The organism is Halomonas sp. R57-5, assembly GCF_900070345.1.
GTDB classification, from domain to species: domain Bacteria; phylum Pseudomonadota; class Gammaproteobacteria; order Pseudomonadales; family Halomonadaceae; genus Vreelandella; species Vreelandella ventosae_B.
On the sequence record NZ_LN813019.1, the window covers coordinates 3,291,944 to 3,306,683 of the forward strand.

17 protein-coding genes are annotated in these 14,740 nt (G+C 55.1%); 4 read left to right on the top strand and 13 right to left on the bottom strand.

Annotation, left to right across the window (positions count from 1 at the left end; translation table 11 throughout):
- Positions 1–53 precede the first annotated feature (53 nt).
- From HALO_RS15180 to HALO_RS15195, 4 genes are all read right to left on the bottom strand, one after another.
- Complete coding sequence (locus HALO_RS15180; protein ID WP_035578179.1) at positions 54–728, bottom strand: zinc metallopeptidase; 675 nt, start codon at positions 726–728, stop codon at positions 54–56.
- Positions 729–846: 118 nt separating this feature from the next.
- Entirely contained in the window at positions 847–1,965 is a 1,119-nt protein-coding gene (locus HALO_RS15185) for an App1 family protein (protein ID WP_035578177.1), read from the bottom strand.
- The gene (locus tag HALO_RS15190; RefSeq protein ID WP_035578175.1) at positions 1,965–2,528 is read right to left on the bottom strand and encodes a type 1 glutamine amidotransferase domain-containing protein; all 564 of its coding nucleotides are present in this window, start codon (positions 2,526–2,528) and stop codon (positions 1,965–1,967) included. The genes HALO_RS15185 and HALO_RS15190 overlap by 1 nt, the downstream gene beginning before the upstream one ends.
- Before the next feature lie 102 nt (positions 2,529–2,630).
- Entirely contained in the window at positions 2,631–3,518 is an 888-nt protein-coding gene (locus HALO_RS15195; RefSeq protein ID WP_035578174.1) for a helix-turn-helix transcriptional regulator, read from the bottom strand.
- A gap of 136 nt (positions 3,519–3,654) precedes the next feature.
- Here HALO_RS15195 and HALO_RS15200 point away from each other — a divergent pair, with 136 nt between their 5' ends.
- From HALO_RS15200 to HALO_RS15210, 3 genes are all read left to right on the top strand, one after another.
- Positions 3,655–4,359 carry an ABC transporter permease gene (locus HALO_RS15200; RefSeq protein WP_035578172.1) on the top strand — a complete coding sequence of 235 codons (705 nt, stop codon included), beginning with the start codon at positions 3,655–3,657 and terminating at the stop codon, positions 4,357–4,359.
- Complete coding sequence (locus HALO_RS15205) at positions 4,356–5,087, top strand: ATP-binding cassette domain-containing protein (protein WP_035578170.1); 732 nt, start codon at positions 4,356–4,358, stop codon at positions 5,085–5,087. The genes HALO_RS15200 and HALO_RS15205 overlap by 4 nt, the downstream gene beginning before the upstream one ends.
- A gap of 95 nt (positions 5,088–5,182) precedes the next feature.
- Positions 5,183–5,992 carry a substrate-binding domain-containing protein gene (locus HALO_RS15210; RefSeq protein WP_050713600.1) on the top strand — a complete coding sequence of 270 codons (810 nt, stop codon included), beginning with the start codon at positions 5,183–5,185 and terminating at the stop codon, positions 5,990–5,992.
- Positions 5,993–6,060: 68 nt separating this feature from the next.
- Here the strand turns inward: HALO_RS15210 and cysN are convergent, their stop codons facing one another.
- The 6 genes from cysN to HALO_RS15240 form a co-directional block, all read right to left on the bottom strand.
- Entirely contained in the window at positions 6,061–7,503 is a 1,443-nt protein-coding gene (gene cysN / locus HALO_RS15215) for a sulfate adenylyltransferase subunit CysN (protein WP_035578166.1), read from the bottom strand.
- 1 nt (position 7,504) lies between these two features.
- Positions 7,505–8,482, bottom strand: coding sequence for a sulfate adenylyltransferase subunit CysD (gene cysD, locus HALO_RS15220; protein WP_081899041.1), 978 nt, complete (start codon positions 8,480–8,482; stop codon positions 7,505–7,507).
- Between the two features lie 175 nt (positions 8,483–8,657).
- A complete protein-coding gene (locus HALO_RS15225; RefSeq protein ID WP_035578164.1) occupies positions 8,658–9,428 on the bottom strand; it encodes a metallophosphoesterase in 771 nt (256 codons plus the stop codon).
- Positions 9,428–9,874, bottom strand: a complete 447-nt coding sequence (locus tag HALO_RS15230; protein WP_035578163.1) for a DUF1249 domain-containing protein — start codon at positions 9,872–9,874, stop codon at positions 9,428–9,430. Before HALO_RS15230 ends, HALO_RS15225 begins: the two co-directional genes overlap by 1 nt.
- Positions 9,875–9,876: 2 nt before the next feature.
- Positions 9,877–10,566 (bottom strand): NUDIX domain-containing protein, encoded by a 690-nt coding sequence (locus HALO_RS15235; RefSeq protein ID WP_035578161.1) that lies wholly within the window; start codon positions 10,564–10,566, stop codon positions 9,877–9,879.
- A gap of 72 nt (positions 10,567–10,638) precedes the next feature.
- Positions 10,639–11,298 (bottom strand): hypothetical protein, encoded by a 660-nt coding sequence (locus HALO_RS15240; RefSeq protein ID WP_050713601.1) that lies wholly within the window; start codon positions 11,296–11,298, stop codon positions 10,639–10,641.
- Positions 11,299–11,469: 171 nt separating this feature from the next.
- On the opposite strand from HALO_RS15240, the gene greB reads away from it, so the two are divergent.
- Positions 11,470–12,000, top strand: coding sequence for a transcription elongation factor GreB (greB, locus tag HALO_RS15245; RefSeq protein WP_081899040.1), 531 nt, complete (start codon positions 11,470–11,472; stop codon positions 11,998–12,000).
- Positions 12,001–12,033: 33 nt separating this feature from the next.
- Here greB and HALO_RS15250 read toward each other — a convergent pair whose 3' ends face one another.
- The 3 genes from HALO_RS15250 to HALO_RS15260 all read right to left on the bottom strand — a co-directional run bounded on the left by HALO_RS15250 (position 12,034) and on the right by HALO_RS15260 (position 14,723).
- Positions 12,034–12,762: an SIMPL domain-containing protein gene (locus tag HALO_RS15250; RefSeq protein ID WP_035578156.1), complete on the bottom strand. Its 729-nt coding sequence runs from the start codon at positions 12,760–12,762 to the stop codon at positions 12,034–12,036.
- 120 nt (positions 12,763–12,882) lie between these two features.
- Positions 12,883–13,887, bottom strand: a complete 1,005-nt coding sequence (locus HALO_RS15255; protein WP_050713602.1) for a methyltransferase — start codon at positions 13,885–13,887, stop codon at positions 12,883–12,885.
- Positions 13,884–14,723 (bottom strand): methyltransferase domain-containing protein, encoded by an 840-nt coding sequence (locus HALO_RS15260; protein ID WP_050713603.1) that lies wholly within the window; start codon positions 14,721–14,723, stop codon positions 13,884–13,886. The genes HALO_RS15255 and HALO_RS15260 overlap by 4 nt, the downstream gene beginning before the upstream one ends.
- Positions 14,724–14,740: the final 17 nt, after the last annotated feature.

The window sequence follows — 14,740 nt, forward strand, 5'->3', positions numbered from 1 at the left end:
AGTCATCAGTGGCACTGAAAACCTGAATTCAGCAACAAAGATGCAATACACACTTACCGCCGCAAAATCACCAGCCAACGGCCCAAATTCATGACGCTGGCGAGCGAGGCGGCTACGTAGGTGAAGGCGCAGGCGGTGAGTACATGCCGGGCACCGGGCATATCGTAGGGTGGCACATACTCTTTTAGCAGCGGCAGTGCGCGATTAAAGCTGGCATCGAACTCTACAGGTAGGGTCACCAAATGCACCAACGCCGCCGTGCCAAAGCTGATGACCGCCATGGCAACCACGATCGCCAGGCCACCTGGCAAACGGGTCAATAGAAAAAGAAAAGGCGCGGCCATCATCAATAGAGCGCCGAGTTTTTCGGCTTTTTGAGCGACGCCGACTAACCGGCTGCGCGCCAGCAGTGGCGCGTAGCCCTGATGATGCTGAATAGCGTGACCGACCTCATGAGCGGCCACGGTGACGGCAGTTAGCGAACGGCCATCATAGTTGTCCGGGGAGAGCCTCACGCAACGTGTTTCGGGGTCGTAATGATCGCCAAACTCGGTGCGCTCTACGCTTGCGCCCTCAATGCCCAACCGACGCAGCAAATGATCGGCCAACTCGGCCCCTGTACCGGGGTAGTCGTCACGACCGCGGGTGTGGCGTTTGAGTACCCATTTGGCCCACACATTGGGGAGCACAAAAACCGCCAGCGCAAAAATGATCAGCAGAACAACCATGGCAGCCCCTGTTGATAAGCAAACGTAGGTAAATAGCCACACGCAACTATTTACTCATAGCCCGAAGGGCTGTTTTACCATGGGGACTGACTTGGCAACAGCGTTATACAGGTATGAGTTAGGTAGGATGGTTGCGGTGCTCTTCTACGTCGCGCTGAACCGCCTGCAAGCCGTGAGCAGAGATATCGCCCTGGGCGTGGGCGTGTTCGGCAATCAGCACGCTATCAGCGGCTAACACCAACTCACATTGGGTACCTACTAACTCATCGCGCAGGCGCTGAATCGCCTGCTCGCGCTTGGGATTTTTATCCACCCGACGTATATAGATAGCTTTAATACGGTTTGGGTAGGCCTTGACGATCTCGATATACACTTCTGGATCGTGCTGACCGCTGTCGCCAATCAGTATGCACGGCAGCTCGTTGTAGAGGGTCAACATGCGATCAATCAGATCGCGCTTATGCTCTTCGGCACGGCGCGGCCACGGGCGGCGCAAAGAGATGCCCCACTCGCGTAAAAAAATAATCGGCCCGACAGGAATGCGATTGATCTGAAAAAAGGTTTCGAGCATTTCATAAATGGCCCAGGGCCCCCGGGAGACATACAAAATAGGCCGTTCGGCGCGTTCACTCACGCCACGATGCAGCGCCTGATAAAGCGATGCTACACCGGGAAAAGCGGTGCGGCGATGGGGTTTTTTAACAAATAAGCGATACAGCATTTTGAGCTTTTCCGCCACGCCGGTAAACATCACGGTGTCATCGATATCACTGATCACCAGCAAATCGGCTTCGGGGGGCGGTATGTAAACTTCTACGTGAGTACGCACTGGCGTTTGATTGGGGCAATGCACCACAATATCGGCGCGGTGCCAGGAGACATCAATGGGTAGCGTGTGACTAATCGGCAAATGCACGTCGAAATAGCCATCGCGATCCGTACCCACGCAGAGCTGATTTTCGCCGATATGAATTTCTACCTGTGCATCGGCCAACCCGCGGCGCAAAATTCGCCGCGCCACATCTGCCGTATCTCGCAACATGCCATGGCGTGGGATGGCTCGACCTAGCGCAGCTTGGCGAAACACCCGGCCCATGACAAATACTTCACGCTGGGAGCCATAGCCGCGGTAAGGGTGCACCACCATGCCACCGCGGCTACTGTCTCCTTTAATGGGTTTGGCGATGACGTGGACAAGCCTTTTTACAAAGCTTGCCCACTGACGAATTAGCGCCATCAAGCGTGCTGGCCGGAGTGACGTCCTTCCTGCAGCTCTTCAAGTAACTTGGCATTAAAGGCATCCAAGTCTTTCGGCGTACGGCTAGTCACGAGTCCGCTATCCACAACAACCGGCTCGTCGACCCATTCAACGCCGGCATTGCGTAAATCTTGTGCAACGCTTGGCACGGAGGTCATGCGACGGCCTTCAACCACACCCGCGTTAATTAAAATCCAGGGGGCATGGCAAATAGCCGCGACAGGCTTGCCTGTCTTGAAAAACGCCTTTACGAAGTTCAGGGCATCGTCGTTAATGCGCAATGCATCGGGATTGAATAAGCCACCTGGAAGTACCAGTGCGTGGTAATCAGACTCACTGGCATCAGCAAGGGCTTTATCAGCTTCATAAGTGTCGCCCCAGTCGGTTTCCGCCCACGCGCGAATTCCTTTGCCTTCCGGGGTCACTACGTGAACCTCAACACCCTCTTTTTGCAGAGCAGCGCGCGGCACACTCAGTTCAGACTCTTCAAAACCATCGGCGGCTAAAATCGCCACGCGTTTACCGTTTAATGCTTGTTTCATCATGCTCTCCTTTTCGTGATGATTTGCGTTAGTAACGCTCCACCATTGTGGCGCATACAGTAACAGCGTCAAGCTAACCTGCTAACGATGTAAGCGAGTGCCTTAAGCGTTATAGACAATTTTTCCGGCCTCTCCGATATCATAGCCACCTAGCATGGCAGCCCTCTCGGCAAAGCGCGCTTGTTGCGTGAAAGCCAACAACCGCTGCAAGGCAGGTTCGAAATAGCTGCGCCGCTGCATAATTAAATCAAACGGCTCGTCGCAGAGTGGAATGAAGCCCAATTGCTGGCGATGGGCGGCGGCTTCAACGCCCAGACCCACATCGGCCTCGCCCTGACCAATACTGAGTGCCAAATCATCTTCACTTAAGGATGCGTGCGGCGCCCAGTTAAGCGCCGAGCTCTCTATCCCTGCTTGCTGTAGCAAACAGCTCAGCAGCCTTGCTGCCCCCGCATCTGGCTGGCGGTGCGCCACGCGAACATCGGGCCGCTTTAAATCGCTCAGCCCGGTGATTTTCAGCGGGTTATCAACGGGTAAGAGCAGCCCCTGGCGACGTTTGGCCCAGTGCACTATCAACAGGTCACGCATGCCGCTTAAACCGAGCAGGCTGGGCTCGTTGTAGCGTTGGGATGAAGCATCTAGGAGGTGAATACCCGCCAGCATCGCCTTGCCATCAATCAAGCGCCGTACACCATCGCCACTGCCCTGGCAGAGCATCGCCAAGTCAGAGCCACTCTCTCGAATCGACCACTCCAGCAGCGGATCCTGGCTCCCCGCGACGACCAGTGGTACCGATAAACGCTGCGCCTGATCGCCCTCCAAATGGCTCAGCACCCATAAATCAATCTGTTGACGGGGAAACAGCAGCTTTCCCGTTACCCGACTACAGGGGATCTGGCCTTGGCGCACCAGGTCGTAGACTTTGCGCTCTTTTAAGCGCAAATAGTCAGCGACTTCTGCGGTGGTCAGGTAAGCATATTGTTCAGCCATCACAATGAGCCCCTCCGCTGAGTATAAGCAATAAACAATTTACTGCATAAGGCTGCACTAATTTCAGCCTCAAGTGCATTAAGTCACTTTTCAGTACATTATGCTCAATATCACATAATAATGACGCCGATGCTCAATGCTAACCAGTGACAACCCCTTTAGTACCGCCCTCGCACTAATCCTGAGTATGGATAGCGCGTTAATTTCCATCGTGGCGCTATCGCTGCAGGTATCGCTAATGGCGGTGATGATTGCCAGCCTGATAGCCCTCCCCTTAGGCGCGGCTCTGGCGCTATGGTGCTTTCCCGGGCGTAACATCGTCATTGTTGCCCTTAATGCCTTAATGGGCTTACCGCCTGTCGTCGCCGGGCTTTGCGTGTACCTACTGCTTTCACGCGCGGGTCCACTGGGCGAATGGGGGCTGCTATTTACGCCGACGGCGATGGTGATCGCCCAGGTCATCCTGGTACTCCCGATTATTGCCGCCCTCACCCGCCAGCAAGTTGAAGCGCTTCACAGTGAGTATGCTGAACAGCTGAACTCACTAGGGCTAACACGCTTTCGCATGATCCCCACCCTGCTTTGGGATGCGCGCTTTGGGCTCCTCACGGTGATTCTTGCCGGCTTTGGCCGTGCCAGCGCCGAGGTTGGCGCGGTGATGATTGTCGGCGGCAATATCGATGGCGTTACCCGCGTCATGACCACCAGCATTGTGCTGGAAACCAGCAAGGGCAACCTACCCATAGCACTAGGGTTGGGGATTATTCTACTTGTCCTGGTCACCATGATTAACGCTATCGCCCATATAATCGGCGAAACATCGAAGAGGCGGCTGGGATGAACGCACACCACATGCCTCCCGTCGCCACTCTTGAGTTAGACAACGTGGGCTTTATCCATCGCGGCCATACGCTGCTTAAGCCCACCTCACTGCGTCTGGCGGGCTGCCAGCGAACGCTAATTATGGGCCCCAACGGCGCGGGCAAAAGCCTGCTTATGCGCCTGGCCCACGGCCTATTAACGCCTACCAGCGGCACGGTTCGTTGGCAAGGCGCACCGCCCGCACAAGCCATGGTTTTCCAGCGCCCTGTGCTGCTGCGCCGCTCGGCGCTGGATAATCTGACCTATGTGTTAGCCATCAACAAAGCGTCGCGATCAGAACCTAAAACATTAACCCGGAAAGCACAGGCCATGAGTGCCCTTGAGAAGTTCGGCCTGGCGCATCTCGCCAAACGTCCAGCACGGGTGCTTTCTGGAGGCGAACAGCAACGTTTAGCACTGGCGCGGGCTTGGCTACTCAATCCCCAGGTGCTGTTTTTAGATGAACCCACTTCGGCACTCGACCCCGCCGCCATTAAGGCCGTTGAAGATGCGGTGCTTGAGTTTCATCACAGCGGCACGCGCATTGTGATGACCACCCACGACTTGCACCAAGCACGCCGCTTAGCCAATGACGTGCTGTTTTTGCATAACGGCGAATTACTTGAACACACCTCCGCCAGCGACTTTTTTACCGCCCCCACCTCTCGTGAGGCAGGCGCGTTTATTCGCGGTGAGCTGGTTTGGTAGTCCCAAAGTGGGCGAACCCTGGGTATGAAGAAAAAGTACTGAAGCAAAAGCACTGAAGAAAAATGATTAATGCCAAACGATCAAGGAGCAATCACATGAATAAGACCACCGCATGGTTAACCGCAGGCGCGCTAGGGCTGACCTGGAGCGGCACACTGCTGGCAGCGGATGACTACATTACCCTGGCGTCGACCACTTCTACCGAAAACTCAGGCCTGTTTGACGCGATTATTCCTMCCTTCACTGAAGCAACAGGGATTGATGTACGCGTAGTGGCCGTAGGCACCGGCCAGGCGTTTGAAATTGGCCGCCGTGGCGATGCCGATAGCCTGCTGGTTCACGACACCGCGGGTGAAGAGCAGTTCGTGGCCGATGGCTACGCCACCGAGCGCCTTAATGTGATGTACAACGATTTTGTGATCGTTGGCCCCAGCGATGATCCTGCTGGCATCAGTGACAGTGAATCAGTAACCGATGCCATGCAACGCATAGCCGAGAGCGAGTCGCCCTTTGCTTCACGGGGCGACGATAGCGGCACCAACCGCGCTGAGCTGCGCTTGTGGGAAGATGCGGGCATCACGCCCCAGGGCGAGTGGTACCGTGAACTGGGCAGCGGCATGGGCCCCACGCTGAATACCGCCGCGGGCATGGATGCCTATACGTTTACCGACCGCGCTACCTGGGTTGCCTTTGACAACCCGCAAGACTTAACCCTGCTGTTTGAAGGCGATCAAGCGCTATTTAATCAGTACGGCAGCCTACTGCTCTCAACCGAGCGCTTCCCACACCTAAAGCATGAGCTCGCCGCCCAGTGGCACGAATGGCTGGTGTCTGAACAGGGACAGCAAGCGATTGCGGATTATGAAGTGGATGGCCAGCAGCTGTTTTTCCCTAACGCTGAGTAATCTTGCAAGCCCCCAAAATAGTAACGGCACGCCTTGAAGGCGTGCCGTTTTGCTTTAAGCGATTATATTTAGCGGTTAAACAAGCCGCTAATATCTTTCGCTTCCCAGTGGGGGAAATGCTTACGCACCAGGGCATTCAGGTCACGCTCAAACGCCGCCCAATCAGTGGTGTTTGAAGCAGTGCCTGGGGCGCTTGCGGTGCCGCGAATCATGCCCGCGCCTACGGTCACATTGGTCAGCCGATCAATAATAATAAAGCTGCCGGTGCCCGGGCTGGTGCGGTAGTCATCCACAGGAATCGCAGCAGTCAGCTCCACGTCGCAGCGGGCAATGGCATTTAAGCCCAGCGAATGCGTGGCATGTTTCTCCAAGGTATTGACGTCGATTTGGTAATCTATCGCGCTTACCTGGCCGGAAAGATCGCGGGTCGCTAGCTTGAAATCATATAGCTTACCCGGGGTTAACGCCTCTTCCTGCATCCAGACAATATCGGCTTTAAAGGTGTTGGAGAGCGGCAACTCGCTATCCGCCGCCACCAGCCAATCGCCACGGGAGATATCGATCTCGTCTTCCAAGGTCACCGTGATCGCCTGACCTGGATACGCCGCGTCAAGGTCACCATCATAAGTAACAACCCGTGCAACCCGCGACGTTTTACCCGATGGCAGCACTTTAACGGCTTGCCCTGGGCGCAACACACCCGCGGCTAAGGTGCCGCAATAACCACGGAAATCAAGGTTCGGGCGGTTGACGTACTGCACCGGCAAGCGCAGATCGCTAAGGTTTTGATCGCGGGTGATCTCGACACTTTCCAATAACTCGATCAGCGTTTTACCCTGGTAACTATCGGTAAAGTACCAGGGCGTTTGCTCGCTGCGATTCACCACGTTGTCACCATTCAGCGCCGACATCGGCACGAAGCGAATGTCCGGTGCTTGGAGGTTAGTGGCAAAAGCGCGGTACTCATCGACTATCTCATTAAAGCGCTGCTCGGAGAAGTCCACCAGGTCCATCTTGTTGACCGCAATCAACAAGTGCTGAATCCCCAGCAAATCGGCAATAAAACTGTGTCGGCGCGTTTGCGTCTGCACGCCGTAGCGAGCATCGATCAGGATAATCGCCAAACTGGCCGTTGAAGCGCCAGTGGCCATATTGCGGGTGTACTGCTCGTGCCCCGGCGTATCGGCGATAATAAACTTGCGCTTATCAGTGGAGAAAAAGCGGTATGCCACATCGATGGTAATGCCCTGCTCMCGCTCCGACTGCAGGCCATCCACCAATAGCGCCAGATCAACCGTATCACCGGTAGTACCACTGGTTTTAGAGGCCTGGGTGATCGCCGCCAGCTGATCTTCAAAAATCATTTTCGAGTCGTGGAGCATGCGACCAATCAGCGTCGACTTACCGTCGTCGACGCTACCGCAGGTAATAAAACGCAGCAGATCCTTGTTCTCGTGCTCGTGCAGGTACTCTTCGATATTATCGGCGATTAAATTGGATTGATGAGACATATTAGAAGTACCCCTCGCGCTTTTTCTTCTCCATGGAGCCCACTTGGTCGCGATCAATGGCGCGGCCACTACGCTCGCTGGTTCGGGTCAGCAACATCTCTTGAATAATTTCCGGCAGCGTCGCGGCTTCGGATTCCACAGCGCCGGTTAAGGGGTAGCAGCCCAGCGTTCTAAACCGCACCGATTTCTCTTCCGGGACTTCGCCAGGCGCCAACGGCATGCGGTCGTCATCCACCATAATTTGCATACCGTCGCGCTCGACCACCGGGCGCTTGGCCGAGTAGTAGAGCGGCACGATAGGGATCGACTCTAGGTAGATGTACTGCCAGATATCCAGCTCGGTCCAGTTGGAGAGCGGAAACACGCGGATCGATTCGCCTTTATTGACCTTGGCGTTATACACATTCCACAGCTCAGGGCGCTGATTCTTGGGATCCCAGCGGTGATACTTATCGCGGAAGGAGTAGACGCGCTCTTTGGCCCGGGACGCCTCTTCATCACGGCGGGCGCCGCCGAAGGCCGCATCAAACCCATGTTTATCCAGCGCCTGCTTGAGCGCTTGGGTTTTCATGATATCGGTGTATTTGGCGCTGCCATGATCGAAGGGATTGATATTGGCTGCCCGCCCCTCTTCATTGGTATGCACGATCAGCTCCATCCCCGCCTCTGCCGCCATGCGGTTGCGGAACTCGATCATCTCGCGAAATTTCCACGTGGTGTCCACATGCATCAGCGGGAATGGCGGCGTACCGGGGTAAAAGGCTTTACGCGCCAGATGCAGCATGACCGAAGAGTCTTTACCAATGGAGTACATCATCACCGGGTTGGAGAACTCCGCGGCGACTTCACGAATAATATGAATAGACTCGGCTTCTAACTGCTTGAGATGGGTCAAACGCGCAGCATCAGGGGTGTTAAAAGCCTCTCCCGGTGGCGCTGAAGACCGCTCCTTTGAAGAAATAGTAGACAATTGGGTCATGGCCCCTTACCTCACAAAAACATGCTCGTCACACAAGCTAGAAACAGTGTACGTTCTAAATATTGTACGTTCGAATGCAGGTAGGGTAACGCCAAGCTGATAATAACCCAAAAGAATTAATAACTATCTTTTTATTCCTAAATCACCTATCCAAGAATGAAACAGAGATAATCTTCTAATCGATGCGCTCAATCCAGCTCTGCCACTCGCCTCGTTGGGCATCGCTCCCGGTCAAATCAACAATGCGATAGCCAGGCCGAGAGGCTTCATCAATGGCGAACTGTTCGGCGCCGGGTAGAAACTGATCCGCCATCGCCGGGCAGCCATACACATCAATCGTGGTTTCGCCTAAGCCTTCACCTGTACCTTCGCTCAAAACATGCTGCTCGGCGTAGGCTTGATGCGCGTGACCAAACACGATGATTTTGACCTGTGGGTGCCTGCTTAGCAGCTGCCAAAACGCTTCGCGATCTTGCAACCCAATGGCATCCATCCACACCGCGCCTACATCAACCGGCGGATGGTGCATGGCAATCAGCGTGGGGCGATCGTCCTTCTCTAGCTGCTCAGCAAGCTTGGTTAGCCGCTCGCTTCCCAGCTCCCCAAAAGGCTTGCCTTCTACCTGGGTATTAAGCAGCACTATACGCCACGCACCCACGTCCACTTGATCGACCATCGGGCGCTCAGCAGCCATAAATTCGGGCTGGTCGTGGTTACCCGGCAGCCAGTACCAGGGGCAAGGCAATTGCTCCATCGCTTGAGCTGCCAAGGCATAAGAAGCGGCCGATTCATCCTGACTGATATCACCGGTAAACAGCACAAGATCGGGTTTGGCGGCAACAACGGCACTTAATACCTGCTGAAACTGACGCCAAGGGATGCCCGCTCGGGAGCGCGCTTGGGTATCTGCATAGAGATGAGCGTCGGTAATCTGCACCACCCGCATTAGGGCATCTCCGGAACATCAGCGGTATGGCCGTGGGCAAGGCCGTGAGCCAGCCACTCGCCTAGGAAACGGTTGAGCTGCAGCTTCTCATCGGGCTGATGCATGCGGGCATTGGGATAGCGGTAGCGGCCACTAAAGTGGCGCTCGCGCTGAAAATCGGTCACTTCCGCCATACGGACATCGTGATAGAGGTGCACCCGCATACGCGGCCCTTCCAGAACAGTATCTAGCGGACCGGTCTGAGAAACATCCACCATAGTGGTGTAAGGCGCCTGCTGTTGAATATAGAGATGCAAATCGCCGAAATGCTGTTTATTACCGCGCAGGGCAATATCACGGCGCTGGCCGGTCTCCATATCGCCCACCAGGCGCACCAAACGTAAATAGTTGGCGCTGCACTCCCCTTGGAGCGATTTTAAATCGGTGACATAGGCCGTTCTCGCCATGATCACTCCTTATCTGTTTCGCTTTGCGTCGTTTCGCTTTTCGTTACCGCGCGCTGAGAGGCGGCACGCAGTGACGCTCGCTGGTTATTCAGCCAATGTAGCCCAATCAAACACATGGCGTTGTCGAGTCGTCCTTGGGTTAAGAGTTCCCAGGCATCTGGAAAAGACACCACGTGAACACGAATGTCCTCATGCTCTTCGTCTAAGCCATGAATCCCGCCTAAGCCTTGGGTATCTACCAAACCACAAAACAGTGTCACTTGCTCGTTGCAGGCGCCAGGACTGGGATAATAAGTGTGAAGTTTGGTCAGTTGGGCCACTTTACAACCGGCCTCTTCCCACGCCTCGCGACGCGCCACGTCTTCCAGCGATTCATCTTTTTCTGCCAAACCGGCGACGATTTCCAATTTCCAGGGCGATATGGCGTCATCAATAGCGCCAGCGCGAAACTGCTCAATAAGCACCAGTGAGTCGCGTTCGGGGTCGTACAGCAGTACGCCCACCGCATCAAAGCGATTATGCACTTCACGCCGCATAGGTTCGCTCCAACCGCCTTCAAATAGCCGGTGGCGAAGCTCTAACGCTTCCAAACGGAAAAACCCCTGGTGCAGCGTCTCACGCTTGTGCAGCTCAACATCGTCGAGCTTTAACGGCGGAACGCTAAGCGATGGGGCAGTGGGACTCGTCGACATGCGGCACTCCCGGTGGTGATAATCGCTCTATTATCAATGCTTGCCACCGGGAATGCCAATTCAGCGGAAGGATTAAAGCTGATTAAGCAACGCCTCGGCATCGCGGCGCAGCGCCTCATCAGAGAGTTGTCGGTTATCGCGGGCGGTACCGTTAACCGCCCGCTGGGCGTGCTCACGGGCGGCCTGCCCGTTGCCCTCCTCTTGCAAAAAGGCGGCATAATAGTAGTTCACATCAATACCGTCCGGACGAATTTCCAGAGCACGCTGGAACATGCGTTCAGCGGTATCGCTATTGCCAAAACCAAGCGGACGGCCTGGAACACGATCATAGAGCGCGCCTAGCGTGACGTAAGCCGAGCCATTCAGCCCTTGAGGGTCGATTTCAATCGCCTTTTCCAGCGCCTCGCGCGCATCACCAGCGGTGCCTAACGCGCCTAAGCCACCGCGCTCACGAGCATAGGAGGCCAGCACGATCCCTTCCCAGACCAATACATCAGCTTCGTCACTGTACTGCTCGGCTAACTKCTTCGCTTCACCCGCCAATGCTTTTAACGTGCTTTCCCGCTCGTTGTCGGGCAGTTCCGCCACGCTATGCTCCCACCTGTTTTTCAGCGAGAAGAGCTCGCTTTCAAAGGCCGAAGCGGCTAGCGGCGACAGCACCAGCGCGCTGCCAATGGCGGCGGCAATTAATGAGCGTGGTAAAGAGATAGATAAAAAAGAGGGCGTTCGCATAGTTGCTCCTAAATTATTGTTGTCCGGCTTATACCCACCCATGGCGGGCCTCTCCCCCAATATAGCAAAAAATCTAACGAACGTTTGAATGATTCATCAGCGGCATGCTGCTTGGTTGCTTGGCGCAATTAACGTAAGGTAGATAGCTCGAAACATAATGGGGAACAGGTAATGAAAGGCCGCAACATGACCCGCTGGCGCGATCCAGCCAAAGATCCGCGTCAAGCCCCTAAGAGCAACCTGATTACGCCAGAAGGGGCGGCCCGCTTGCGCGCTATTTTAGATCACCTCTCGCGGGTTAAACGTCCGGCTATTTCAGCGAAGGTCGGCGAAGCAGCCGCCCAGGGTGACCGCAGTGAAAATGCCGATTACACCTATAACAAAAAAGAGCTGAACCGCGTTATTGCCCGGACCACCTACCTGACAAAACGCTTGGACGAACTGCAAATCGTTGACCGCCTACCCGCTGACACCAGCAAGGTGTTTTTCGGTGCGTATGTCAGCCTGGAAGATGGCAACGGCGAGCAGGTGCATCTTAGAATTGTGGGCCACGACGAAATCGACACCAAAAAGCGCTGGATCAGTATCGATGCGCCCATGGCCAAAGCACTGCTGGGTAAACAAGTGGGTGATGAAGCAAAGGTGCTCACGCCTAACGGTGATACGTTTTATACCATCACCGCCATCGATTACACCGCCTAACTGCTGCTCCTTTAACACTTAATCCTGCTGCACCTAATCTTGTAAGGCATAGTCTACCGTGGTGACAACGCGGACACGCTTGGTTTGCGGCGTGTAGCTATCCAAGTCTTCGATGGAAAAGTAGCCTTGTGTTGCTTGGCGAATTTGGCCCACTTGGCTACCGGAGTCTTCGGCAAACTGCTGTGCGGCGTTGCGCGCATCAGCAGTGGCTGCCGCGATCATTTCGGGCTTGATCGCGTCAAGACCGGTAAATAGAAACTCCGTACGGTACTCATAGCTTGGCGAGAGCAGTACACCCTCGCGCACCAGTGACGTCGCACTAGGGATCGCCTCAATTACGCCCTCAACATTGGGGGAGCGCAGTAGCAGCGTCGCTTCGGCACGGTAGCGTTCATCCGGGCGCTGACCGCCGTATTGGTTGCTAAATTGATCGGTAATTCGTGGCGGTGTCGAGCTAACATGCTCTGGGGCAAAGCCCTGGGCCTCAAGAAAATCGCGAATCGCCTGCTCATCCCTGGACAACTGCTGCTCAAGGTCGCCCAAGCTGTTGGCGCTGACACTGTAGTTGAACGGCCACAGCACCAAATCAGCAGGTACTTCTCGCTCAGCTAAACCTCGCACCGTGACGCTACGTGACGACTGCTGCCATACTTCCGCAGCGCCCTTGATATAACTACCGCTCCATACCAGCCCCAGCGCCAGCAGCCCGCCCAGCAAAATAGCGCTGCCCAATACCGCTGTATTACGAATGTTTCCCGCCATTTCGGCCACTCCCACTAACGTTCGTTAAATTAACGACTACTTATTTGCATCATAGCCCTTAAAGGTAGGGTCGTCGGCGGCTGATTGTGGCAAGTTTGAGGAAATATCTATGCGTTAGCTCTAACGCCCTGACTTAATCGCACCGTAAACCTTGAAGCGACGATTATCCGCCAGGGTCTGGAAATCCTGAAACGCCCGCTGCAAGTGATCTGGATAGGGTAAAAAACCATTGGCAACAATGACTAGACGCCCACCTGTGTTTAGGTGCTCGGGCGCTTGGCTAATCAAGCGTTGGCTGGGACCATAGCTAATATCGCGCTCTTTATGGAACGGCGGATTGCTGACGATCCAGTCAAACTGCTCACCTTCAAGGGCGCTAAAAACATCACTGCAGAGTACCCGCCCCGCTAGTCCATTGGCTGCTAAGCTGCGCTTACACGCCTCCACTGCAAAGGCGCTAACGTCCACAGCAGTCACATGGTGACCACGCTGAGCCAACCAGGCGCTAATGATGCCGTCGCCACAGCCCATATCCAGCACTTTGAGCGGTTTTTTCGGCAAACTACTTTCCAAACTCTCCAACAGTAATAGCGTGCCTTCATCGACTTTGCCGTGACCAAAAACGCCCGGGTGACTGTTCAGCGTCAGTCCTAATGTCTCGAATTGCTGCCAAGCGCTATCGCTAGTCGAATCCAATGCAACGGTTTGGGTGGCAAAGAGTGAACAGCGCCGGGCGTTGTCGCGCTTATCCCAAGGCATACCCAGCTCATCAAGCATCTTGGGAACGCGTTTGATCCCCCCTTGGTGTTCACCGACAATTTCAATGGGTGTGCCGTCGGGTAGCTGTTCACATAGCCACTTGAGCCACCAAATTCCCAGTTGGTGGGCCTTCGGCCAAAACAGCACAATCTCTTTGCTTAAGGGCTCCCCCGCCGCCAAGTCAAAAGGCGTTCGGGCCTGCTTGCCTTTCGCCTGCCACTCACGCAGTACGTCTAAGTCACCACTGATCACGCCCATCGATTGATCGATAAGCCAGCTATCAGTGGGTGGGCCAATGGCCCACAGCGCTGTATAGGTATCATTTTGACGCTCTAACAGCTGGCATGCGGGTGCTTGGGCACTCATTCAGCGAACTCCGGTTTAGTTAATGTGTAAAGTAGGTAACGGCCCAGGCGCCAGTGGGGGTCTTGGCGACAGTACTGCTTTTCCAGCGCCAGCAGCGTGGCATTTTCTGCTGGCGTGGCGGGTGGTTGGCGTAAGTAATCTTGAAAGRCGCGGATACCGGCAACGGCGTCTATTCGCAAACCGCTCTCTGCGCTCCACTGTTCAATCTCCGCGTGGCTAACGGGCGAAATAGGCGTCAATCGTTGGCGTTTGCCCTTCCCCGCTAAGCGGTCACTCAACGCCTTCTCCAGATTGCCTTTGACCGCGTTGGAAAAGCGCAGTGCATCGCGATTAAACACCATCAAGCTCAACTGGCCGCCCGGTGCCAGTAACTGACTCAAAGTAGCTAGCGCTGTCTGAGGATCGCCCAGCCATTCCAACACTGCGTGGCAAGTGATTAAAAGCCATGGGCCAGGGGCCTGATCGGCCAGTTCTTGCAGGGGCGCCTGCAGATAAGTGAGCGCCGCTTCCGGCAACGTCTTAGTACCCTGGTGCCAGGTTTTCGCATAATCCAGCATATCTGCTGAGGGCTCCGCCATCACAACGCTATGGCCCCGCTCAGCAAACCATGCCGCTTGTTGGCCCAGGCCACCACCGACATCGAGCACTTTCTGGCGGCTCAAAGTAAGCATTTGCGGCAACAGGTAGTCCAGCATTGCTAAACGCAGCTCGCCACGCGGCGCTTGATAGAGCGAACGCGAAAACTTATCGACTAACCCGTCAAAATAGCGATCGCCAGCCTGGGTTAATTGATAGTTTTTAAATTCGGGATTTATTAATTTATCGTTGGGGTGCATGCATAAGACCAAGCGTC

Coding starts and splice junctions, on each gene's coding strand:
- cysD (WP_081899041.1), bottom strand. CDS start 8,482: ATGACCCAATTGTCTACTATTTCTTCAAAGGAGCGGTCTTCAGCGCCA.
- HALO_RS15225 (WP_035578164.1), bottom strand. CDS start 9,428: ATGCGGGTGGTGCAGATTACCGACGCTCATCTCTATGCAGATACCCAA.
- HALO_RS15205 (WP_035578170.1), top strand. CDS start 4,356: ATGAACGCACACCACATGCCTCCCGTCGCCACTCTTGAGTTAGACAAC.
- HALO_RS15255 (WP_050713602.1), bottom strand. CDS start 13,887: ATGAGTGCCCAAGCACCCGCATGCCAGCTGTTAGAGCGTCAAAATGAT.
- HALO_RS15250 (WP_035578156.1), bottom strand. CDS start 12,762: ATGGCGGGAAACATTCGTAATACAGCGGTATTGGGCAGCGCTATTTTG.
- HALO_RS15195 (WP_035578174.1), bottom strand. CDS start 3,518: ATGGCTGAACAATATGCTTACCTGACCACCGCAGAAGTCGCTGACTAT.
- HALO_RS15235 (WP_035578161.1), bottom strand. CDS start 10,566: ATGTCGACGAGTCCCACTGCCCCATCGCTTAGCGTTCCGCCGTTAAAG.
- HALO_RS15190 (WP_035578175.1), bottom strand. CDS start 2,528: ATGAAACAAGCATTAAACGGTAAACGCGTGGCGATTTTAGCCGCCGAT.
- HALO_RS15185 (WP_035578177.1), bottom strand. CDS start 1,965: ATGGCGCTAATTCGTCAGTGGGCAAGCTTTGTAAAAAGGCTTGTCCAC.
- HALO_RS15200 (WP_035578172.1), top strand. CDS start 3,655: ATGCTAACCAGTGACAACCCCTTTAGTACCGCCCTCGCACTAATCCTG.
- HALO_RS15180 (WP_035578179.1), bottom strand. CDS start 728: ATGGTTGTTCTGCTGATCATTTTTGCGCTGGCGGTTTTTGTGCTCCCC.
- greB (WP_081899040.1), top strand. CDS start 11,470: ATGAAAGGCCGCAACATGACCCGCTGGCGCGATCCAGCCAAAGATCCG.
- HALO_RS15230 (WP_035578163.1), bottom strand. CDS start 9,874: ATGGCGAGAACGGCCTATGTCACCGATTTAAAATCGCTCCAAGGGGAG.